Source organism: Undibacterium parvum (genome assembly GCF_003955735.1).
GTDB classification, from domain to species: Bacteria; Pseudomonadota; Gammaproteobacteria; order Burkholderiales; family Burkholderiaceae_D; genus Undibacterium; species Undibacterium parvum.
Genome location: NZ_CP034464.1, coordinates 3,466,747 through 3,488,527, shown reverse-complemented (window position 1 = coordinate 3,488,527; position 21,781 = coordinate 3,466,747). Strand labels below are relative to the sequence as shown.

The 21,781-nt window shown below is 51.1% G+C and carries 20 protein-coding genes and 1 tRNA gene; 11 read left to right on the top strand and 10 right to left on the bottom strand.

Annotated elements, in window-relative coordinates; genetic code table 11:
* The first annotated feature begins 113 nt into the window (after positions 1-113).
* Genes EJN92_RS15275 through EJN92_RS15265 form a run of 3 tightly spaced genes read left to right on the top strand, consistent with a single transcriptional unit; the run spans position 114 to position 2,628 of the window.
* Positions 114-1,226, top strand: a complete 1,113-nt coding sequence (locus EJN92_RS15275; protein ID WP_157984376.1) for a sensor histidine kinase — start codon at positions 114-116, stop codon at positions 1,224-1,226.
* 28 nt (positions 1,227-1,254) lie between these two features.
* Positions 1,255-2,079 (top strand): LytR/AlgR family response regulator transcription factor, encoded by an 825-nt coding sequence (locus tag EJN92_RS15270; protein WP_126128611.1) that lies wholly within the window; start codon positions 1,255-1,257, stop codon positions 2,077-2,079.
* Positions 2,080-2,139: 60 nt separating this feature from the next.
* Complete coding sequence (locus tag EJN92_RS15265) at positions 2,140-2,628, top strand: GNAT family N-acetyltransferase (protein ID WP_227869567.1); 489 nt, start codon at positions 2,140-2,142, stop codon at positions 2,626-2,628.
* Here EJN92_RS15265 and EJN92_RS15260 read toward each other — a convergent pair.
* The 3 genes from EJN92_RS15260 to EJN92_RS15250 form a co-directional block, all read right to left on the bottom strand.
* Positions 2,625-3,071 (bottom strand): DUF2214 family protein, encoded by a 447-nt coding sequence (locus tag EJN92_RS15260; RefSeq protein ID WP_126128610.1) that lies wholly within the window; start codon positions 3,069-3,071, stop codon positions 2,625-2,627. The genes EJN92_RS15265 and EJN92_RS15260 overlap by 4 nt on opposite strands.
* Before the next feature lie 195 nt (positions 3,072-3,266).
* On the bottom strand, positions 3,267-4,040 hold the full coding sequence (locus EJN92_RS15255; RefSeq protein WP_126128609.1) for a DUF1223 domain-containing protein: 774 nt from the start codon (positions 4,038-4,040) through the stop codon (positions 3,267-3,269).
* Positions 4,041-4,123: 83 nt separating this feature from the next.
* A complete protein-coding gene (locus EJN92_RS15250) occupies positions 4,124-5,194 on the bottom strand; it encodes a DUF2157 domain-containing protein (RefSeq protein ID WP_126128608.1) in 1,071 nt (356 codons plus the stop codon).
* Positions 5,195-5,542: 348 nt separating this feature from the next.
* Here EJN92_RS15250 and EJN92_RS15245 point away from each other — a divergent pair, with 348 nt between their 5' ends.
* From EJN92_RS15245 to EJN92_RS15235, 3 genes are all read left to right on the top strand, one after another.
* The gene (locus EJN92_RS15245; protein WP_126128607.1) at positions 5,543-7,279 is read left to right on the top strand and encodes a glutamine--tRNA ligase/YqeY domain fusion protein; all 1,737 of its coding nucleotides are present in this window, start codon (positions 5,543-5,545) and stop codon (positions 7,277-7,279) included.
* Between the two features lie 99 nt (positions 7,280-7,378).
* Complete coding sequence (locus EJN92_RS15240; protein ID WP_126128606.1) at positions 7,379-8,470, top strand: hypothetical protein; 1,092 nt, start codon at positions 7,379-7,381, stop codon at positions 8,468-8,470.
* Positions 8,471-9,094: 624 nt separating this feature from the next.
* Positions 9,095-9,634, top strand: coding sequence for an REP-associated tyrosine transposase (locus EJN92_RS15235; protein WP_126128605.1), 540 nt, complete (start codon positions 9,095-9,097; stop codon positions 9,632-9,634).
* A 185-nt stretch (positions 9,635-9,819) separates the two neighbouring features.
* Here the strand turns inward: EJN92_RS15235 and EJN92_RS15230 are convergent, their stop codons facing one another.
* Complete coding sequence (locus tag EJN92_RS15230; protein ID WP_126128604.1) at positions 9,820-10,638, bottom strand: tetratricopeptide repeat protein; 819 nt, start codon at positions 10,636-10,638, stop codon at positions 9,820-9,822.
* A 349-nt stretch (positions 10,639-10,987) separates the two neighbouring features.
* Here EJN92_RS15230 and EJN92_RS15225 point away from each other — a divergent pair, with 349 nt between their 5' ends.
* Positions 10,988-12,094, top strand: coding sequence for a hypothetical protein (locus EJN92_RS15225; protein WP_126128603.1), 1,107 nt, complete (start codon positions 10,988-10,990; stop codon positions 12,092-12,094).
* An 11-nt stretch (positions 12,095-12,105) separates the two neighbouring features.
* On the opposite strand, the gene EJN92_RS15220 is transcribed toward EJN92_RS15225, so the two are convergent.
* On the bottom strand, positions 12,106-12,390 hold the full coding sequence (locus EJN92_RS15220) for a hypothetical protein (RefSeq protein ID WP_126128602.1): 285 nt from the start codon (positions 12,388-12,390) through the stop codon (positions 12,106-12,108).
* A gap of 260 nt (positions 12,391-12,650) precedes the next feature.
* A complete protein-coding gene (locus EJN92_RS15215; protein WP_157984375.1) occupies positions 12,651-14,060 on the bottom strand; it encodes a DUF2799 domain-containing protein in 1,410 nt (469 codons plus the stop codon).
* A 249-nt stretch (positions 14,061-14,309) separates the two neighbouring features.
* Here EJN92_RS15215 and EJN92_RS15210 point away from each other — a divergent pair, with 249 nt between their 5' ends.
* From EJN92_RS15210 to EJN92_RS15195, 4 genes are all read left to right on the top strand, one after another.
* Positions 14,310-16,091, top strand: a complete 1,782-nt coding sequence (locus EJN92_RS15210; RefSeq protein WP_126128600.1) for an ABC transporter transmembrane domain-containing protein — start codon at positions 14,310-14,312, stop codon at positions 16,089-16,091.
* Positions 16,092-16,176: 85 nt separating this feature from the next.
* Positions 16,177-16,551: a VOC family protein gene (locus tag EJN92_RS15205; RefSeq protein ID WP_126128599.1), complete on the top strand. Its 375-nt coding sequence runs from the start codon at positions 16,177-16,179 to the stop codon at positions 16,549-16,551.
* Between the two features lie 137 nt (positions 16,552-16,688).
* Positions 16,689-16,765: transfer RNA gene (locus tag EJN92_RS15200), tRNA-Met, on the top strand.
* Positions 16,766-16,832: 67 nt separating this feature from the next.
* On the top strand, positions 16,833-17,336 hold the full coding sequence (locus EJN92_RS15195; protein WP_227869566.1) for an acyl-CoA thioesterase: 504 nt from the start codon (positions 16,833-16,835) through the stop codon (positions 17,334-17,336).
* A 347-nt stretch (positions 17,337-17,683) separates the two neighbouring features.
* On the opposite strand, the gene EJN92_RS15190 is transcribed toward EJN92_RS15195, so the two are convergent.
* The 4 genes from EJN92_RS15190 to EJN92_RS15175 all read right to left on the bottom strand — a co-directional run bounded on the left by EJN92_RS15190 (position 17,684) and on the right by EJN92_RS15175 (position 21,579).
* Positions 17,684-18,136 carry a ProQ/FINO family protein gene (locus EJN92_RS15190; protein ID WP_126128598.1) on the bottom strand — a complete coding sequence of 151 codons (453 nt, stop codon included), beginning with the start codon at positions 18,134-18,136 and terminating at the stop codon, positions 17,684-17,686.
* 154 nt (positions 18,137-18,290) lie between these two features.
* Positions 18,291-19,775 (bottom strand): cardiolipin synthase, encoded by a 1,485-nt coding sequence (gene cls / locus EJN92_RS15185; protein WP_126128597.1) that lies wholly within the window; start codon positions 19,773-19,775, stop codon positions 18,291-18,293.
* Positions 19,776-19,851: 76 nt separating this feature from the next.
* Positions 19,852-20,955: a patatin-like phospholipase family protein gene (locus EJN92_RS15180; protein ID WP_126128596.1), complete on the bottom strand. Its 1,104-nt coding sequence runs from the start codon at positions 20,953-20,955 to the stop codon at positions 19,852-19,854.
* Positions 20,956-21,273: 318 nt separating this feature from the next.
* On the bottom strand, positions 21,274-21,579 hold the full coding sequence (locus tag EJN92_RS15175) for a hypothetical protein (RefSeq protein ID WP_126128595.1): 306 nt from the start codon (positions 21,577-21,579) through the stop codon (positions 21,274-21,276).
* Positions 21,580-21,781: the final 202 nt, after the last annotated feature.

Below are 21,781 nucleotides of genomic sequence, written 5' to 3'. Positions count from 1 at the left end.
TACCGGAATACATAAAAACCCCTTATGATGCCTAACATCGTGCCAGCCATCAAAGAATGCACCTTGCCACAGTTTGGCGTCAGATCATTCACAAACAGAAAACTGATTACCCCATGACGACTTCCTTGCTGCCATTTGCCTCAGCACAAAAAATCAGTGCACCTAAGCAGATGTTTTACAGTGTCCTTTTCAATAGCGCGATCGCCTTGTTTGTCACCTACGGTCTTAGCAATGGCGAGGGCCTGCAAACCAATTGGGTGTTCTCGATGTTGATAGGTGTCAGCATAGGCGCGCTGATCAATGGCATGCGCCGTTTGATCTGGAAAGATGCCAAACCTAATCGTCTGGGTTTTTTGATGGTCTGCTGTATCGCCGCCCCTCTGGGCTTTTATTTTGGCTACAGCTTGGGGATGCTGATTTACGGCTTTCCCTTGGAAAAACTCTTTCGACACCTGGCCGGTGGCGAACATAAGTTAGTTATCATGTCCATCATCATCAGTTTGTTTTTTGGAATTTTATTCCTGAGCCAGACTGCACTGTCTGAACGTAAGCTCAAAGCCGAGCAAGAGAAAGCGCAGTTGGCCGACATACAAAAACAAGCCATGCAAGCCAAACTACAGCTGTTGCAGGCACAGATAGAGCCGCACATGCTATTTAATACGCTAGCCAATTTACAGGGTTTGATTGCGCTGGACACCGAGCGCGCCCAATACATGCTGGAGCAGTTAATCCACTATTTACGTGCCAGCCTAAGCTCGTCGCGCGCGGAAAAAACCACGCTCAAACAAGAGTTCGCGTTGATGCATGCGTATCTGGAATTACTCGCTATCCGTATGGGCAAGCGTCTGACTTATCAACTCGATTTACCTGCTGAACTAGAAGCGAGCGAGGTCGCCCCCATGCTGCTGCAACCGCTGGTAGAAAACGCCATCAAACACGGGGTAGAACCAAAGATGGAAGGCGGCCACATCCATGTCAGCGCCGCCATGCGAGATGGCATACTGCAATTGCAAGTTGCCGATACCGGCTTGGGTCTGCCCGACGATTACGATGACAGCCGCCCGCCGCATCCGCAAACACAGCACGATGTACAGCATGAGCACGTAGGCAATGCCAATGTGCGTGATCGCTTGCTGGCATTGTACGGCACGGGAGCGACGCTCACTTTGAGCCGCAATCAACCCCAGGGTACGCTTGCCCTACTGAATATTCCTTACTCATCCTGACCCTTGACTCTCAATCCAGGCTTATACCATGACTAAAATACGCGCACTGATCGCCGAAGACGAACCGATACTGGCACTTACCCTAGCCAATATGCTGACTAAGCTGTGGCCGGAACTCGATATTTGTGCTTCGGTAGAAAATGGCGTAGCCGCCTTGCAAGAAACCCTGGCGCTACAACCCGACGTGCTGTTTTTAGACATCAAAATGCCGGGAAAAACCGGTTTAGAAGTGGCGCAAGAACTGGCCGAAGAATGGCTGGAAAATCGCCCCTTCCCCTTGATCGTCTACGTCACCGCTTACGACGAATTTGCCCTGCAAGCCTTTGAACATGCGGCCGCGGATTATGTACTCAAACCCATCAATGCCGAACGTTTAGGTAAGAGCATCAAACGCTTACAGGCAAAACTGGGGGATCAGCAGGAGCGCCCGAATGAGTTAGAAAGTATGCTCGCGCAACTGAGGCATTTGCTACCGGCGGCGGCTAGCGCCAACGCAAGTGCCGGTAGTCCAGCGCCAGCCAACGGCGAGCGACTGACCCTGATACGCGCTGCGATTGGCAACCAGATACGCATGATTCCGATCGCCGATGTCCTGTATTTTGAAGCCACCGACAAATACATTAACGTCGTCACTGCCGAGCATTCTTCACTGATACGCATGAGTCTCAGAGAATTATTGCCTCAGCTTGATAGCAGTATTTTCTGGCAAATCCATCGCGGCAGCATCGTCAACAGCAATTACATACTTAGCGCAATGCGCGATGAAGCCGGCAAACTGACACTGAAATTACGCGGCAGTGCCGACAAACTACCCGTCAGCCGGGTGTATGCACATTTGTTTAAGCAAATGTAGCCTAGCCATCCAAAAACCGGAAAGCCGCTATGATGACGGCTCTTTTTAATTTATACCATTATGGACAGCTTGATTATGCACGCGAATATCACCTGGCAATGCCTGCGCTTTTCTGAACTGAGTACCACTCAGCTGTACGCCATACTCAAAGCCAGATCCGAAGTCTTTGTGGTCGAGCAAAACTGCGTGTATCTGGATATGGATGGGGTCGATCCGCTCTGCCAGCATTTGGTGGCGTGGACGCCGGCACAAGAAGTCGCAGCCTATTTACGTCTGGTGCCACCGGGGATTAAATTTGCCGAAGCCTCACTGGGTCGCGTGATTAGCAGCCCGGCGCTGCGCGGCACCGGCATAGGTAAGCAATTGCTAAGCAAAGCCTTGGAGCAACTCGCGCTAAGCTATCCCGACCAGCCAGTGCGCATAGGCGCGCAACAATATCTGGAAAAATTTTATCAGTCGTTTGGCTTCGTCACAGCCTCCGCCATGTTTCTCGAAGATGAGATTCCGCACATAGAGATGCTCAGAACTTCCGACACTCAGCCGGCTTAAATTTGCACACCCTTGGCCATCAAGACTGCGGCCAAGATGATGCCCAACACCCCAAACAATTCCAGCGCCAAAATACGCAACAGGTTTTGCCTCTGTCCAGCACTCAATGGAGGCAAAGCGCCAGCCTTTAGACTAGCGCCCCATTTTAGAAAAACAATCGTCGGGTAGAGTGAGATCAGACCGACCAAGGCAAATAGGCCCATTTTCAAAAGAAAAGGCGCGCTATGCAAATAGTAGTCTGGCGCCTTCTCAAAATACATCACACGCAAAGCGCCCATCAAGACTATCAAACCAGCACAAGCTCCATAGAGCGCATCGAAAGCGCGGATTTTTTTTGCGACCTCCTGACTAAAGCTCAATTGCAGCAAGGCCAATTCAGCGACTAAGGCGCTCACTAGACCAAAGGCTGCCAGGTGATGCAAAAAAGCGATAAAAATATGCATAGCCACTCCTATTTATTATTGAACAATTAGGACTTACGCAAAATTGCACCAACGCTGGGGCGGTTTTGCGTAAATCCTAAACACTGGCAAGTATGGAATTAGCTGAGTCTAAGCGCAATCAAGATGCGCCTAAGCGCCAACATTGCGGCGCCAAGCGTCGTTTTTTCGGTGCGACAATTAGCGATTCAAAATTTCTTATAGCAAAGAGGCGCACAAGGGCAGGCTGAGCGCCTGCAAAATTGTGCCTTTATCGCTTTGTATAAAGGCCGCCAATGCCAGATTTTTGCGCACAGCATTACCCGGCAAGGGGATCTGACGAGCGAAGCTATCGCTGTTGAGAGGCGTCAGCGCGATCGCTTCGCCCCACTCACGCACCACGTAATCGTGCAGCAAAGTCGCGCCACGATTTTCGCCTGCGGTAATTTTATTCAGCAAAGAATGTTCGACCAGGGCAAAGTGCAGCTTGCCTGATTGCGCGCTTTTTCCTTGCAGGCGCAAGCTCAGAGTATGTTCGCTGAGCTTATCGATACGGATAGTTATATGGGCCTGCGCAGGCTGGCTATTGATGCGCTTCACCGCATCTGGCACACCGTCGCGCCAATTACGCAATTCTTTGGCACCTATAAATACTTCGGGGGTGTAGACATTACGCGAGCCAGCTAACTCGGCCAGAGCTCTTTGACGTTGGCTAAACTGGGCTTTGGCATAGACATCTTTCCAGCCTATGTAATCCCAATAATCCACATGCAGAGCCAGGGCTAAGACCTGATCAGGACTAAATTTTCCGGATTTATACAGAGTACTGACAAATTTATCCGCGGCCGGACAGCTGTCACAACCCTCGGAGGTGTACAACTCGAATAAGGCGACGGTGTGCGCTGGGCTGGTTTTACTACATTCTTGCGCCAGCACGGGTGCAGTTGCCATTGAAATTGCGGCGAGTAGCGCGGTAGAGAATCTCGGTTTCATCACAACTCCTTAGACTAGGTATGTTACTTAGTCTAAGGAGCGCTAATTTTCTTACAGAATTGGATTTAAGCAAAAAAACTGCATTAAGCCCGCCATACCAAGCTATCTTGCACGCTATTGGGCAGCCACAGACGCAGACGACTGCTGATTTTGTGTTCGTGCTGACTCCACAACATACCCAGGCCTATCAAACCAAAGCCTATTAAAGTCAGCACCGCGACGAAGGCAAAACTATCTTTAAACACACTCCAGGATAATTCTCCCAGCACCATCGCCACCCCGAGGCCGCCAAACACCGCAAACACACGCCGTGACAACATGGCTGCGATCAGTATCAGCAAGAGATTCACCGCCAGATAAAACAGCTTGCCGCTGAGCGCGCCATTTCCTAGTGAACTCAAGGCGCCCCAAAACGTCATGAGGCCGAATAGGTATAACCAGAATGCGTAATCTTTTTCTGAGCGTGTGCGCAGATCAACCACCAGCGCCGTCAACAGCATCGCCCCGCCAAACACCAGACTGATTTTTTTACGCAGCAGCCAGCCAGCGTCGCTCAACAAACTGGCATCGGCTTGCGCCAAAATCGCTGGCACGATATCCATGCCCATGTAAAACAAGGTGAATGCAATCGGCATGACCAAAAAACTATAGCGAAAGCGCCACAGCATCAGCGCACCGACCAGCAAAGTGGCTAACTCCATAATCAACCAGCGCCAGTCTATCCAGCGATGGAAATCACGATAATGTTCGGCATTGACTGCGTCCGCCCAAAAACCCAAGACGTGCTGCAAGGCAAACACTGCCAGCGGCACTAGGGCTATCGCCAGCGTGGCAAAAATACCGGCAGCAGTCGCCTGTCCTCGTTGTCCCATCCAGGTTGCCATGGCGATGGCAAATAACAGGTAAATCAGGCTCATATCCAATAGCACTGGCATGCCCCATTTTTCTACTGCCAGCGTGCTGAACAAGCTGCAGGCGCTAATGGCCAGCATGCCGCCCGAATACATCAGCACGGTCGTGCCATTAAAACGCGTACGCTTAGATTTTTTTTCGCGCTCCTCTAAAAAATGGATCAGAGGATCGATTTGCCCGTAGTGCAATAGGCCCAGATCAGCGGCATCCATCAATGTCTGTCGTTTGCAATGCTTACCCATGATTGTCTCCTGGATTTATTTTTAATTATCCGCGGCAAAAGCGAAAATTACGATAAAAATTGCATACACAATTAAATCTTATTTGTGCCGCGTAAAGTCGATTAGAAACCTTTTTTTACAGTTAGTGTGAGCTAGTCCGCGAGTATCAAACACCGATACCTGCCGTGCTAAAAATTACGCCGCGTAACTAAAAAACATGATCGCCAGTATCTTTGAAATGTCGATAAGCAACTATGACAAAACTCAAAAAAACCTCTTAAATTTCAATTGTCTTGCACGTCAACACCGCCAGCGCCCCGCGCTACGGTAAAATGCTTGTCATCACATTACTTTTTGAATGCCTTAGCAATGAGCAACGACCATAAAGATCCAAAAGCAGCAGCGGCTGCCGCCCCCGCAGTGTCCAATTTCCTGCGCGCCATCATAGACAAAGACATCGCCGATGCAACCTACGCCCGCGCTGGCATGCCTAGTGTCATCACGCGCTTCCCGCCTGAGCCAAATGGCTATTTACATATTGGCCACGCCAAATCGATCTGCCTGAACTTTGGCCTGGCACGCGATTACGCCGGCCGCTGCCATTTGCGCTTTGACGATACCAATCCCGAAAAAGAAGATCAGGAATACGTCGACACCATCATGGACAGCGTCAAATGGCTGGGCTTTGATTGGGAAGGAGCAACTGGTAATCACCTGTACTTTGCCAGTGATTATTTTGATAAATTCTACGCAATTGCCGAATATTTAATCACCGCTGAGCACGCTTATGTCGATAGCCAAAGCGCCGAAGACATGGCCGCCAACCGTGGCGATTTTTCCAAGCCAGGCGTCAATTCACCGTTCCGCGAGCGCGCTGCCAGCGAATCGCTGGATCTGCTGCGCCGCATGAAGGCTGGCGAATTCCAAGGCGGCGAACACATCGTTCGCGCCAAGATAGACATGACTTCGCCCAACATGAACCTGCGTGATCCGGCCATCTACCGCATCCGCCATGCGCATCATCACCGCACGGGTGACGCCTGGTGCATCTACCCTATGTACGATTTCGCCCATCCACTGGAAGACGCGATAGAGAACATCACGCACTCTATCTGTACCTTAGAGTTTCAGGATCACCGCCCGTTTTACGACTGGGTGATAGAGCGCGCTGCCGAAGGCGGTTTCTTCCAGCAACCAGTGCCGCATCAATACGAATTCGCCCGTCTAAACTTAACCTACGTTGTCACCAGCAAACGCAAACTGCGCCAATTGGTAGAAGAAGGCATCGTCAGCGGCTGGGATGATCCACGCATGCCTACCATCGTCGGGATACGCCGCCGTGGCTATACGCCAGAATCTATCCAAGCTTTCTGCGAACGCATAGGCGTAACCCGCTCCGACGGCTGGATCGATTACAGCACGCTAGAAGGCTGCCTGCGCGAAGACCTCGACCCCAAAGCGCCGCGCGCCACTGCCGTGCTGCGCCCACTAAAACTGATCATCGATAATTTCCCTGAAGGCGAAACTGTAGAATGCAGCTCGCCAGTGCACCCGCACCATCCAGAGCGCGGCTTGCGCCTGTTCCCTATCAGCAAAGAGCTTTGGATAGAAGCGGACGACTTTATGGAAGAGCCAAGCAAAGGCTACTTCCGCCTCTACCCTGGTAACAAAGTACGCCTGCGTTACGGCTATGTGGTCGAGTGCACAGGCTGCGACAAAGATGAAAACGGCAACATCATCGCGGTGCATTGCAATTATTTTGCCGACAGCAAATCCGGTACCGAAGGCAGCGCCAATTACAAAGTCAAAGGCAATATCCACTGGGTCAGCGTAGCGACCGCACTGGAAGCCGAAGTACGCCTGTACGACCGCCTGTTCACCGATGCCAACCCAGATGCCGGCGGCAAAGACTTCATGGCCCTACTCAATCCAAACGCCCTCGAAGTAGTGAAGGCCTATCTGGAACCAGGCATGTCAGCCGCACTGCCAGACGAGCGCTTCCAGTTTGAACGGCATGGGTATTTTGTCGCGGATCGCGTTGATTCTGTTGCTGGTAAGCCGGTGTTTAATCGGGTTACTACTTTGAAGGATTCTTGGGGGAAGTAAGCGCCGTTTGAACTTGGAATTACAGCGATAGCCTGGGCTGAGAAGTTCAGGCTATTTTTATTATTGACGAATCAATGTAGTGTTACTTAGGATTTAAAAATGGAAGATGGTCTATTGGGTTTAACAAGGAAAGACGTTGAAAATGCTTTTGAATCAATAACAACATTTTCAGTTACGACAAAAGACGTCGAACAAAAAATATTTGCTGAACTAATAGTCGATGGACTCAAAGCGTTCTACACCAATATTAGCGTAGCTAATATCAATGACACGTATTTTCTGGCAAATCACGGACTTCCCTTTACTCAAGCCATACAACGCGTAAAAACTTCAAATGACTTAGATAAAGATTCGCTTTTTTGGTTAGGTTTTTATCTTTATGCTCTATTCCAAGAAAGAGCATTTCTTGAAGGCACTCATTCTGACTACATCGTACGATTAAGAAACTACTTTGAAAAAAACTATTTAGCTTTTGATGATTCAACAAAATGTCGAATAGATTATTTAAAATTTAATATTTCAAGCCACATCCTTGAACGAAAATCAATAGAACTACTTAATCAGCAGTCGATTTTTTTCAATGAAGAAAAAACCAAAATCGCGGAATTTACAAAACAAATATCCGATTGGAAAACCAATATAGAAGCATCCGAAAAGCGAGCGAATGATTTAGAGCTTAATTTAAAAAATTCCGTAGAGAAACTCAATTTTGTCGGTCTATCCAAAGCCTTTTCAAATTTAATTACTGAAAAAAACGCAGAAAAAACATCGCAAATCTTCTGGATGGTTGTACTTGGATCGATTTTATTGCTTTTACCATTTTCACCAATTATCTACGGATTTTTTACTGAAAAATCTAGGATTTTGACATTGGAGACACTACCCAATGCGATCCCTTTCGCTGTTTTTGAATTGGTGGCTTTATATTTTTTTAGAATTTTTTTACACAATTTTTACTCCGTAAAAGCTCAGTTACTTCAACTAAAGCTAAGACATGGAATATGCGCATTCATACAAGGTTACGCAGAGTTCGCTGACAAATCGAGAAAGAGCAATGACGACAAACTATTTGAAAAATTCGAGGCATTAATCTTTAGTGGAATATCGCCAGATCCTCAAAACGTTCCGAGTCAGTTTGATGGAATTGAACAAATTTCCAAATTATTTAAAGAGATCAAAGGAAAAGCGTAACGCACTCCGTAGGGTGCGCCATGCGCACCGTTCAAACCCAAACTCGCCAATTATTTTTTGCTGCTGTCCTTGAACCATCGGTGCGCATGGCGCACCCTACATTTCAAACGCCTTGCGCAATCGCGGCGCGGCTTGCAGGCCGAAATGCTGCCACGAGGCGCGTGGATATTGGGTTTGTGTTTTGTAAAACAACCGTCAACGCAGCATGCGTTACCGTAGGGTGCGCCATGCGCACCATTCACACCCAAAATCGCCAATTAATGCTACTGTTGTCCTTGAACAATCGGTGCGCATGGCGCACCCTACTGCCCCCTGCATTTAAAACCCTTTGCGCAATAGCGGCGCGGCTTGCGGGCCGAAATGCTGCCACGAGGCGCTTGGGCATTGCGCTTTTAATTTTGTAACGGTACTGCGTGTGCGCCGTGGAATGCGTTCCCGTAGCATGCGTAGCATGCGTTCCCGTAGGGTGCGCCATGCGCACCATTCACACCCAAAATCGCCAATTAATTTCTGCTGTTGTCCTTGAACCATCGGTGCGCACGGCGCACCCTATCTTGTTCTTTAACCATTGACGAGACCTGGCGTTCAGGGCAGGCTGTAATTTTGCATATTCATTTCTCGTCTATGTCCAACTATCGTCGCTCGAATATTGCTGGTGGTACGTATTTTTTCACATTGAATAGCTTTCGCCGTCAGCCGATTCTGACACTAGCCCCATTACGTCACGCATTGCGTCTGGCGATACAAAATATTCGCCTCTCCCATCCTTTCGAAATCGATGCCTGGGTACTACTGCCAGATCACTTACATTGTATTTGGACTTTGCCCGAAGGCGATTCTGGCTTTTCCATGCGCTGGTCTCTGATCAAACGCATGGTCACACAAACATGTGCGAATGATTTTTCCGTTGCCGACTTATCGCCATCTCGCATACAAAGAAAAGAATCGGCCATCTGGCAACGACGATTTTGGGAGCATCAAATCCGCGACGATGAAGATTTCGAACGCCATGTAGATTACATACACTGGAATCCGGTCAAACATGGTCTGGTTCAACACGCTCTCGATTGGCCATATTCGACTTTCCATCGCTATGTAGAGACAGGGAAGTTAACGCCCAATTGGGGAGTGGGGATGGAAACCGATGGCAATTTTGGGGAATAACCGTTTGACGTTTAAGAGCGCGCTAAGGGCATTGGTGCGCATGGCGCACCCTACTATTCGATAATCCCTACATTTCAAACCCGTTGCGCAATACCGATGCGCCCTGCAGGCCTAAATGCCGCCACAAGCCGCATGGAATATACGCGATCGATTTGGGATTATTAGAAATAGCTAGGCGTACTAGCTTATTGCGGCTTGGCTTTACTCGCGCTGACTGACAGGCTTTGCGCCTCTTTGAGTTTATCGGCGTTTAAGCCGTTGGCGATCAGGTCGCGCTCTTGGGCGGCGCTGCGGTTGTGCAAGGCGGCCGAGCGATTGAGCCAGATGTAGGCTAGTACCGTGTCTTTAGGAACTGCCACGCCATCGCGATACAGGCGCCCCAGTTCTAACATGCCTTCCGGATTGCCCTTGTTGGCCGCGGCTTGCATCCACTCCAGCGCTTGCACGTAGCTTTGCAATACCCCCACGCCGTTTTTGGCTAAGCGCCCTAGCGCTACCATGGCGCTGCTATTGCCGTTACTGGCTGCTTTACGCAACCACAGCACGCCCATCGCGGTGTCCTCGGGATTGCCTTCCATGTTTTGCAATAAGGATTGGCCGAGTTCAAACTGCGCCTGGGCATCGCCTTTTTCGGCGGCCTTCATGCGCGCCGAATTATTTTCAGCGTTATTGAGGAAGGCGGCGCTGCTTTGTGAAGACAAGCTACTTGAGCTATTGCCTATGATGACGAACATCAATATCAAGAGCCCGACCAGCAAACTGGCCGCTAGCAAGATGCGCGTGATGATCAGGCTTTTTTGCGATAAATGACTAAAATCAGTGCTGCCGATAAAGCGCTTTGAGCAATCCAGACAACGGTAAGGCGCGCTTTTGGGATGGGTGTTTTTTTCGGTCTGCGACAGCCATTTAGAGCGACGGATATTCGCGCTATGGCAGTGCAGGCATAGCACTTTGCTTCTATGCAAAGATGAATTTTTAAATCCTAACATTATCCCTAATGCCATCTCGGTAGACCTTCACTGTGCTGATCCAAATATCCATTCGGCTTTGACGTCATGCAAGCATGGCTGACGACCGGCGCCGCCAAATCGCAGCAAACAAATATCAATATACCATTGAAATTCGCAAGAACCGCATCTGTGCAAAGGAGCGAGCTAAATTTGATGGAAATAGCAACACTCAGACCCAGAATAGCAGCTAAAACGGGATTTCAGGACGGCGATTTGTAAGCAAGTGCAAAGCAGATTGTGGCGATCCCGGTTTGCGCTTAGCATGCAGCGATATTGCGTTGATGTTGCGTTGATGTTGAAGTGATCGCAATCTATGTTGCGCACCTTTCAGTTGAGGTTTTGTATGTCTTTTTGTCGCCTATCCCATTCGAATACTTACTGTGCCGCTGTGAGCTTAGCAGTGCTGGCGACGCTCAGCGCTTGCGGCGGCGGCAGCGCTAGTCCGGGCGCGCCCGTCACATCTGCTGTGACGCCACCCGCAGTGACTATGCCCCCCGTTTTGCCACCGATCGTGGCAAGCAATGCCGTGTATGGCGATCTGCGTAAAGCCGATCTGGGCGTCGGTGCCAATCTGAACGGTGCCCTGCCTTTTCCCGCAGATAATGCCTGGAATACCGATATTTCGGCAGCCGCGCTAGACCCCAACTCAGATGCCTTGATTGCCAGCATAGGCCTCACTGCTGGCGTGCATCCTGACTTTGGTGCTGGTCTGTATGCCGGTGCACCTATCGGCATCCCGTATGTGGTGGTGGCCGCCAGCCAGCCCAAAGTGGCTGTGCTATTTACCGATTACGCCAGCGAAAGTGATCCCGGCCCTTACCCTATCCCAGCCAATGCGCCGATAGAGGGGCAATTGGCCGGTGCTGCGCTGTCTGGCGGCGACCGCCATGTGCTGGTGATAGAGCGCGATACTAGCCGTCTGTATGAAGTGGGCAACGCCTACCCGCAAGCTGACGCCAGCTGGAAAGCCAGTGGCGGCGCCTTGTTTGACCTGACATCCAATACCGTCAGACCAGGCGGCCAGCCAGGCTGGACTAGCGCCGATGCAGCCGGTCTGCCTATCTTCCCGGGTTTGGTGCGTTACGAAGAAGCTGCCAGCGGCGCGATCCGCCATGCGCTGCGTTTTACCGTTAGTAAAACCCGTAAAGCCTATGTGCCACCGGCCACCCACTGGGCCTCCGCCAACACTAGCCTTACGCTACCGCCAATGGGGATGCGGGTGCGCCTGAAAGCCAGTTTTGTGATACCCGCCAGCTTTAGCAATGAGAGTAAAGCTATCCTGCAAGCGATGAAAAGCTACGGCATGCTGGTGGCCGATAATGGCTCGAATTGGTATGTCAGCGGCGCCCCCGATGCGCGCTGGAATAACGACAAACTGCTGTCTGAATTAGGCAGCGTCAAGGGCAATCAATTTGAAGTAGTCAAGATGACGGGTCTGGTCGCACCTTAAAGCGAGCACGGCTATTTATGCGCCAGGCGATGGATCAGCACGTGCTCACACAATTTAAAGCTCAGGTAGCACAGCATCGCCAGCGCACACTTCAGACAGATCTCTAAAAATTGCTGCAGGCCGCCGTCCAGCAAGGCCTGCCAACCATAGGATGAAATATATTCGGCGTTGGCAATAAGCACTCTGGCCAGATCCAGCGACAAACTAGCAAAAGCCAAAAAACTCAGGGTCAGTAAGACAAAAGCCCAGACCCTATGCGCGGCTAGCCAGACGTACAGTTTGCTTTGAGTTGTCATGCTCTGCCCTCAGAATGTGAAAGTCTGGCGAATGATGTACGCGCATGGCGCTAGCTTAGCTCAAGTGATGAAGTAAATACCAACTTCGTTCGCGCTATAAGTGAAAAATCGCGACTTTCAAAAGCTTAGGCGCAATCCCTATGCGGCTTGCAGCCCGATTTGGCTTGCCAAGCCGCATGGATACTGCGCAAAGCTTTTCCCATCATGATTAAATTAATGGATGCCGATGATCTGGGCCGGCGGCGACAAGCTGGCACGCATCAATTGAGATAAATGTCGCGCTTGATTTGCTGCAACTGCTGCTCGTACCTAAAGTTCCAGCGCCTCAGGTCTTCGAACTCATCGTAACTACGTCGCAAAAATTCGCGCAGCTCACGCTTTTCTTGCTCGCGGCGTCTATCGATGTTGGCGCTTTCTGCATTGATGACGCGGTTCTTATCCTCCAGATCGCGCTGTATCTCGCGCTCTAGTCTGGCTAAACGATGTTCGGCATCGTGGCGCCTGTCCGCCAAACGATTCAGTTCATCGTTGCGATAGCTTTGCTGGCGCAACACGTACTCATATTCCTGGCCACTGGCCAAGGCGCGTCTGACCCGATTTTGCTGAGCCCCAGCACAGACTTCAAAGGCCATATTTTGATTGCGGCGACCAAAATCAAAGGCATTATCGACGCTGCAATAACGCGCGTTTTGCTCAGTCCAGGCTTGTCGATACACCTCGCGGGTTTGCGCGATAACAAACACATTATTGCGTCTGGCATTGGCCATTCTATCTTCCAGCAGATTCGGTCTGCCATAACCGTCTTCTTTACCGGCGTCTTGCCAATACTGGATCAGGCGCTGCTCCCAACTCTGCTGGTATTCTTGCTCAGAAAATTTCAAACCGCGCTGTTTGGCATCGGCGCGGCGGGTATTCACATCGCGCCCCTGAGTCGCATCTTCCCAGCCCAGGCGTTTCCAATATTCGATAATTTCCAGGTTCCAGGCGCTACGGTAGGCGCTCTCATTCACTTGCACCCCCAGGTTCTGGGCGCTGGTGGCATGCTGTTTAAATTCGGCATCAGGTCTGCCATCGTGGGCATCCAGATAACCAAGACGGGTCCAATAGGCTTGATTACCAGTCTGCCAGCCTTCCAGATAACTGAGGCGATTAAAGCCTATCGCCTGACCCTCGGCAGCACGCGCGGTCTCGCCAGAAGCGGCGCGTCCGGCTGCGCCATCCTGATCGCCTAGCCCGCGCCAGTAATCGGCATTACCGCTGATCCAACCTTGCTTGTAAGCGAGTTGGTGTAAGGGCGTATTATTTTTTTTGGTCTGTTCAGAGGCCGCCTGATCTGCAAAACTAGACATAGGCTTGGCAGCTAAACCATCTTGCGTGCCTAAGCGTTTCCAGTATTGAAAATTACCCTGCTCCCAGCCGGCCGAATAACTGGCGGCAGAATCGGCCTTGATTTTGCCCTCATCGACATTCGCGCAGAACTTCTTGCGCTCTTCAAAGCGCTGATCCAAACCCTGATCGCCGTCTTTATTGCCTATCACGCCCCAGTCACCCGCCTTGCAGTCATTCACCTGGATTCGGGTACTTTGGCAAGCGGTCAGGCTAGTTGCGGTAAAAATCGTCAGCGCAGAAAAAACCAAGGGCTGACAATACGATCTGAAAAACGATGACATACACGATGACATGGACGATGAAGATGACATACACGACCTTTATTCGAAAATTACTAACTCAACGCGGAGAGCGCCAATTTTGTTGACGATGGCGCGCATTATCTCACCAGAATCGTGTATTTTGCATCAACAGCAACCTCCGTCCCCAATCCGCATCGCACCGTAGCACCCAAAACCTGACACAATACGGCTGAACTTAGATTCGTATCATTGCACTCGCAGACCACCTACTTCACCTCGCACTGGCTTATGACTACTTCTGACGCCCCCAAAAGCAGCATCTCCACCTTAAAAGGCTTAATCCCTTTTCTGCTTCCATATAAACGCCAATTTTTCCTGGCCGGGATTGCACTGGTGGTGGCGGCTTGCGCCACGCTGGCGATCCCTTACGCGTTCCGCCAGATGATAGACCTGGGTTTTGGTGGCGGTGACCGCAATATCCAGCATGTCGATCTGACTTTTCTTGCCCTGTTCGGGGTTGCCGTGATATTAGGCATCGCCACCGCCGCACGCTTTTACATGGTGTCCTGGTTAGGCGAGCGCGTCACTGCCGATATCCGCAATGCGGTGTACTCGCATGTCGTCACGCAAAGCCCGGAGTTTTTCGAAACCACCCGCACCGGCGAAGTGCTGTCGCGCCTGACCACCGACACTACCTTGATACAGGCGGTAGTGGGCACTAGCATTTCTATGGCTTTGCGCAATATGCTGCTGTTTATCGGCGGCCTGGTGATGCTGTTCGTGACCAGCCCTAAGCTCTCCTCCATCATCATCGTCTTGCTGACCGCCGTGGTGTTACCCATCGTGTATTTTGGCCGGCGGGTACGCAAACTCTCGCGCGATTCGCAAGACCGTATCGCCGACGCCTCGGCCATGGCTGGCGAGATTCTTAACGCCATGCCTACGGTACAGGCTTTCACGCATGAGAAGCTAGAAGCCTATCGTTTTTCCAGCTCGGTAGAAAACGCTTTTGGTACCGCCATGCGCCGTATCCGCGCCCGTTCAATGCTGACCGTGCTGGTGATCTTACTGGTATTTGGCACCATCGTGTTCGTATTGTGGCTAGGCGCGCATGAAGTCATACAAGGCAAAATGAGTGGCGGCGAACTTGGCCAATTCATCTTATATGCCTCGATTGTTGCCGGTGCCATCGGTGCCCTCTCTGAAGTCATGGGCGAAGCGCAACGCGCCGCCGGTGCTACCGAACGTTTATTAGAGTTGATGGCGGTATGCTCAACGATACAATCGCCAAAGCAACCTCTCGCCTTACCACAACGCACCGCCAGCGGTGCCAGCCTGACTTTGAACGACATAGGCTTCTTTTATCCATCACGCCCCGATACTGCCGCCCTGGCCCACCTCAGCTTACAGATCGCGCCGGGCGAAACGGTGGCGGTGGTTGGCTCATCCGGTGCCGGCAAGACCACCTTATTCCAATTGCTATTGCGCTTTTACGACCCGCAGAAAGGCAAAATAGAATTAGATGGCGTCAATATCCGGAATCTCGATTTGCAGGTACTGCGCGACAGCATAGGCATAGTCCCGCAAGACACCATCATCTTCTCGGCCGACGCCATGGAAAACATTCGTTACGGCAGAGCAGACGCCAGCGATGCCGAGGTCATCGCCGCTGCCAAAATGGCCGCCGCCCATGAGTTTATAGAACGCCTGCCAGAAGGCTACCACTCCTTCCTGGGCGAGCGTGGTGTGCGCCTGTCTGGCGGCCAGCGCCAGCGCATCGCAATCGCCCGCGCCATGCTCAAAAACCCACCCCTGCTGTTACTGGACGAAGCCACCAGCGCCTTAGATGCAGAATCCGAACGCCTGGTACAAGGCGCACTAGAAGCCGCCATGCAAGGGCGCACCACCTTGATCATCGCGCACCGTCTGGCCACCGTGCAAAGAGCCGACCGCATCATCGTGATGGAGCACGGCCACATCGTAGAAACCGGCACCCACGCCAGTCTGGTAGCCCAAGGCGGCATCTACGCCAACCTCGCTTCGCTGCAATTTAATCAATTTCAGGATTAAACACATATCAAAAAGCCATGGCACAATGACGGCTCTGTGCGTATTTCACACAGGCTTAGTCACTCAATCCAAACAGGAGAACAGCATGATAGGTTATGTCACTTTAGGCACTAATCAGTTTGAGCGTGCCGCTAGCTTTTACGATAGTTTGCTCGCGGAGATTGGTGCCACACGGTTTATGGAGTCCGATCAATTCATCGCCTGGGCCGCCAGCCCTAATCAGCCATCGATAGGTATCATCAAACCCCACGATGGCAAGGCTGCGACCGTAGGCAATGGCATGATGGTAGCCATGATTGTAGATACGCCCGCCAAAGTAAATGCGCTCTACCAAAAAGCCCTGAAACTAGGTGGCACCGATGAAGGTGCCCCTGGCCCGCGTGGCGACAGTGGTTTTTACGCAGCCTACTTCCGTGATCTCGATGGAAATAAACTCAATGCCTTTTGTATGAAAAGCTAAACACCCTGCCTGAGTAATTAAGTGATGCGCGCTGGAAGAGATCGCATGAAATCCTAAGCAGCGCCCGGTCATCGCCCTGATTTACGCATTTTGATATTGACAGGCATCGATCCCGATGGCATAATCTCAGGCTTCTTGGTGATATAGCTCAGTTGGTTAGAGCACAGCACTCATAATGCTGGGGTCGGTGGTTCAAGTCCACCTATCACCACCAGAATTCCGTTTAGGGCAACCAAAGACGTATGAAAAACCCGCTACTAGTTTAGGCTACGGCGGGTTTTTTGTCGCTTCAATCTTTTTATGGCTCACATGAAAGTATCCGCATGATCTGGGACTATCCGCAGCCTTACATACTAGAACTAAGTCCTGAGCACAGCGATATAGACGGGCTCAATCACACCAATAATGCCGTGTACGTGCGCTGGTGCGAGGCGATTGCGTGGGCGCATTCAGAAACACTGGGTCTGTCGTTGGCAGACTATCTGCGCTTAGATAGGGCAATGGCGATACGCCACGCAGCCTACGATTATTTATTGCCTACGGTATTGGGAGAGAAACTACGGCTGGCCACCTGCTTAGTCGCTAGTGACGGCAAACTTTCTATGCAGCGGCGCTTTCAGCTCATTCGGGATAGCGATCAGAGCACCGTCATGCGTGGGCACTGGGATCTGGTGTGCATAGAAGTGAGTAGCGGAAAAGCGCGGCGCATGCCTGCTGAGTTTTGTCAGGCGTATTTGCCGGCGATGCTAACGCCGCAGCCTGAATCAGCGCAACTATCAAAATAGGACAAGGCGCCCATGCCAGCGTAATGTCGTTCAGTTAAGCTCCAATCCGTCTAGGTGTCATCCCTGCGTAGGCAGGGATCCAGTGTCTTTAGGCTTTTACGCCACTAGATTCCCGCATTCGCGGGAATGACGATACATAGGACAAGGTTTAAAGAACGGCATTACCCATGCCAGCGCGCATATCCCATGCCGCCTACCGCCTGGCATGCCCGCAAACCCGCATGGATAGTGCGCCTTGAGCCTATTTAAATAATGGAATTAAGCAGGCCTCAGGCAAGCGAAAAAGCCAGCAGGCGCTGGCTTTTTCTTAACGTGGCTTAATGTTGCTCGACGTGGCTTAACGTAGCTTAACTATTGCGTGAGAACTTGCTGGCGAGTTGATTGAGCTTTTCGGTATGCTGTTGTGCCGCTGCTTCAGCTACTTTGGCAAGCCGTGCGGCTTCTTCGGCGGCGCGTTCTGCCTTGCGTTGCTCGGCGACTTTTTTAGCGCGCTCGCGCAATACGGTAGTGGCATGGGTGCGATGGACGTCGGTGACTTCTTCTGCCGCAACACCTTGCAAATCGAAACGATGCGTGGCTTTTTCCATGATCTTCAGATAGCGCAAAGAATTCGTGTGTATGCCCAAAGTGGCGCGCAAAAGTTTGCGGCTTAATTCTGGATACAGAGCGATCAATTGCTTATCTATCCCTATCGTCAGCGGCATGTATTCACGAAAAGCGACAAACTTTTCCTGCAATTCTTTTAACAATGCACGGGGAGTTTGAAATGGGCTGACAGGTGTAGAAGTAGGCGTGTTCATCGAGGCTAATGGCTTATTTAATGTACTAAGATCGGCAGAATATCACGGAGTCTCAAAGCTAGCGCTATTTTTGCGGGCTGATTTGCGCATTTTGACGGTTTTTCATGTCTATTTTACATTTACTTACTTCTCTCTGGCAATTCTGCTGCATTCTCTACAGCACTGGCCCAAACATGGCCACGGTATTATTTAATAGCCTATGCCCTAACGACCAGCGCGCCACTTGCTCGGCCGTCACGGCGACCGACTCCAGTAAGTAGCTCTGTTGCCGTTGCCGCACTTGCGCGCTCAATAGCGGATCGTAAAACAGGATATTGTTTTCATAATTGAGCTCGAAACTGCGCCTATCCATATTCGCCGAACCGATCAAAGTGATGTCGCCGTCTATCGTTAGGGTTTTACTGTGCAGCAAGCCCGCTTGAAACTCAAAAATCTTCACGCCTGCGGCCAGCAGTTCGGCGTAATAGCTGCGACTCGCCGCTGCTACGATTTTAGAATCATTGCGTGCCGGGAAAATAATGCTGGTAGCTACCCCTCGACGGGCGCTGGTACAAAGCGCTGCCAGCATCGATTCGTCAGGCACAAAATATGGTGTGGTGATAAATAATTCGCGACGCGCCGCATACATCAAAGTCTCGAACACTTCCGGCATGGCGGAATAACGTATGGTAGGCCCGGTGCCTATCACTTGCGCGCTGAAACCAGGCTGAGCAAGCTGGCCAACCTGGGCTGCTTGCGTCGCTTGGCTTGTCGCAGGTAAGCGCAATAAATCGCTAATATCTTCATGCACCTGCCCCATCCAGTCACTGACAAACAAGTGTTGATTTTGGCGCGCAATTGGCCCTTCAAAGCGCAACATAATATCGACCCAGGGCGCGTATTTGGCTTTGATCAAAAATTCGGGATCAGCGCAATTTTGGCTGCCGCAATAGGTGATGTGATCATCGATCACGACGATTTTTCTATGATTACGTAAATCGATGCGGCCTAGTAAGGGGCGCAGTAGCGGATTACCGATAGGTAGCGCGGTGGCCACCTCCACCCCTGCGATGCGCATCGCCTGCCAATGGGGCGAAGCTATCATGCTGCGTGAGCCCAGGCCATCGACCATGACACGACACGCCACCTGGCGCGCCACCGCCCGTCTTAGCGCCGCCACCACTTTGAGTCCGCTGGTGTCTGGCAACCAGATATAAAAAATGATGTGCACATGTCTCTGAGCGGCGTCGATATCGGCCACGATGGCGGCAATACTGGCATGCGTATCGGCTAATAGGCTTGCACGGTTACCACCCACCACATCGAAACCATTCACACTATGCCCAAGCCGAAACAAGTGTTGATAGACTTGCGGCAGCTGGCTGATCGCCTTCTGGTCTGGGTCATGCAAGCTACTGGCGAGCGGCAGCAAGGCGCGCACCTTACGCATACGTGCCACGCGACGCCGTCCGATATTGGTCTCGCCCAGTAACAGATAGGCCAGAATGCCGCCTATAGGCAACACGATGATCACCACCACCCAGGCAATCCGCGAGGCTGGTTCTCTATGTGGCCGCAAAATTGCGCGCACGATCAAGCCCAAATGGATCATGAAAAATAGTGCGGTCCACAGCACACTAAGCAATTTCTGATCAAACATACGGATATCCACCAGCGACCGCTATCAATGGCGCAAAGTCTGGTTTGCCAAGCCTCAGAACGTGCGGCAACATCGCCTACTCTTGCGGCAATTCATGGATGACTAAGCCGGCATGCGGCGGCAAAGGCACCAACCAGGCCTTGTGCTGCAAGGCGCGCTTGCAATCATGGATACCATCCTGCCAGCGCGCAGTAATGGTCTCGCGACTAAAATCGATGTCCTTAAAATAGTGGTCTTGCTTACTCGCCTTCATGATCAGATTGACGACATTCACGGTGTGATCGCAGCCCAATGCCAATAACATTTGGGTAGTCTCTTGCTGCCGTTCGGCGCTCGGTATTTTGTCGGCCAATAAGCGTATGGCTTTTTGTAAATTCGCGATCTGCTGATAGTTCTCCAACAGTTCTTTGGAGCGGCTGGCGTATTGTATGCTCTTGTAACGAGCCAAGCCCTCGGCAATCGAGGTCGGACGTATCTCGGTCGGGTCCCATAGATCGACCATGAAACACAGGGCATCTTTCTGCCTGACTTCGGCTAAAAATACCGACAAGGGCGAATTAGAATATACACCGCCATCCCAATAGGCCTTATCGTCTATTTGTATAGGAGGAAATCCCGGTGGTAGCGCGCCACTGGCCATGATGTGCTCAGCCAGTATCACTTGTTTTTTACTATCGAACACCACCGATTGCCCGCTATCGATATCCACCGCACAGATACTCAAGCGCATCGCGCCGCGATTGAGATACGCAAAATCGACATATTTTTCTAGAGTGAACTTGAGCGCCGAGGTATCGTAAAAGCCCATTTCATTCAGCGGCACTTTGGCGTTGATGTCGGCGCTGGCACCCAGACGCGGCTTGAAAAAACCATGTACGCCCTTCATCAAGATGCCCATGGTATTCATGGAGTGCGCCAGGTTCGCCAAAGGCGGTAGCGACAACCACCATGCGGTCAGCGGATCGGGCTGGCTAGGGGTCAGACTATCCCAGAATGCCTTGATCTGAGCGACGCGGGTGTGCGGCGGGTTGCCGGCGATCAGCGCCGCATTAATCGCCCCTATCGAGGTGCCGATAACCCAGTCGACCTCGGTATGCTGCTCACTTAAGTGTTGATACACGCCAGCCTGATACGCCCCTAAGGCACCACCACCTTGCAGAATAAGCACGGTACTTTGCATAGACTCACCTTGTTGCGCGCAGGACGCAGTATGAAATTTAATCGAGCTTAGAAATAACTTCTTTACAACTTCGATTATAGATCATTCAGACCTGCTTCTAATGGTAGCAGACCGCAAAATATGTAAGCTGAGATCGATGCGTGTCAGCGCCAGGACTGACAGCTTTGGGTGGGGAAACGGCAAATTTATGGTTTTTAAACAGGGCATGCCCTGTCACGCATATTCTACGCGGCCTGCAGGCCAGGCCGGCTGGAAACCCGCATGGAATATGCGCAGTGGCTTGGCTACTTTTCAATTCGCCTTAGAACGAAGGCGCAATTAGATAGAACCAGCAGCCGCGCTGATCTTATTATGCATAGTCACCAATTGCGCATTTTGGTCTTCGAAAGCCATCGCCATTTTTTGCTGCTGGCTCAGGCGGGTAGCGCTGATCAGTATCGTTTGTGGCTGGGTATTTTCAGTATCAAAAGCAATTTTCTCTTCAACTGTCATACGCTGGTGATGGATGTTCACGGTCTGAATTTTTACCAGCGGAGTGTGAATTTCAAAGGCGGCGACAGTGCCGATCACGCCTGCCAACAGCAATGTCAGCATAGCCGCTTTAGTATTGATAGTTGTATTCATGATCTAGCTCCTGAGTGGTTGATTGCTACTTAACTGATACTTAATAACTCCTGCGATGTATGAACTGTAGCTAAGCACCCAAAGCAGCACCAGCGCAATGCGATGAAATGCAAAAATGCGGGTATCAGTGGAGGAAAAAGCAGCTTGGACAGATTCAAAATCACCCGCATTTTTTAGAATACAGAGGGCTTAACAGCGTGCT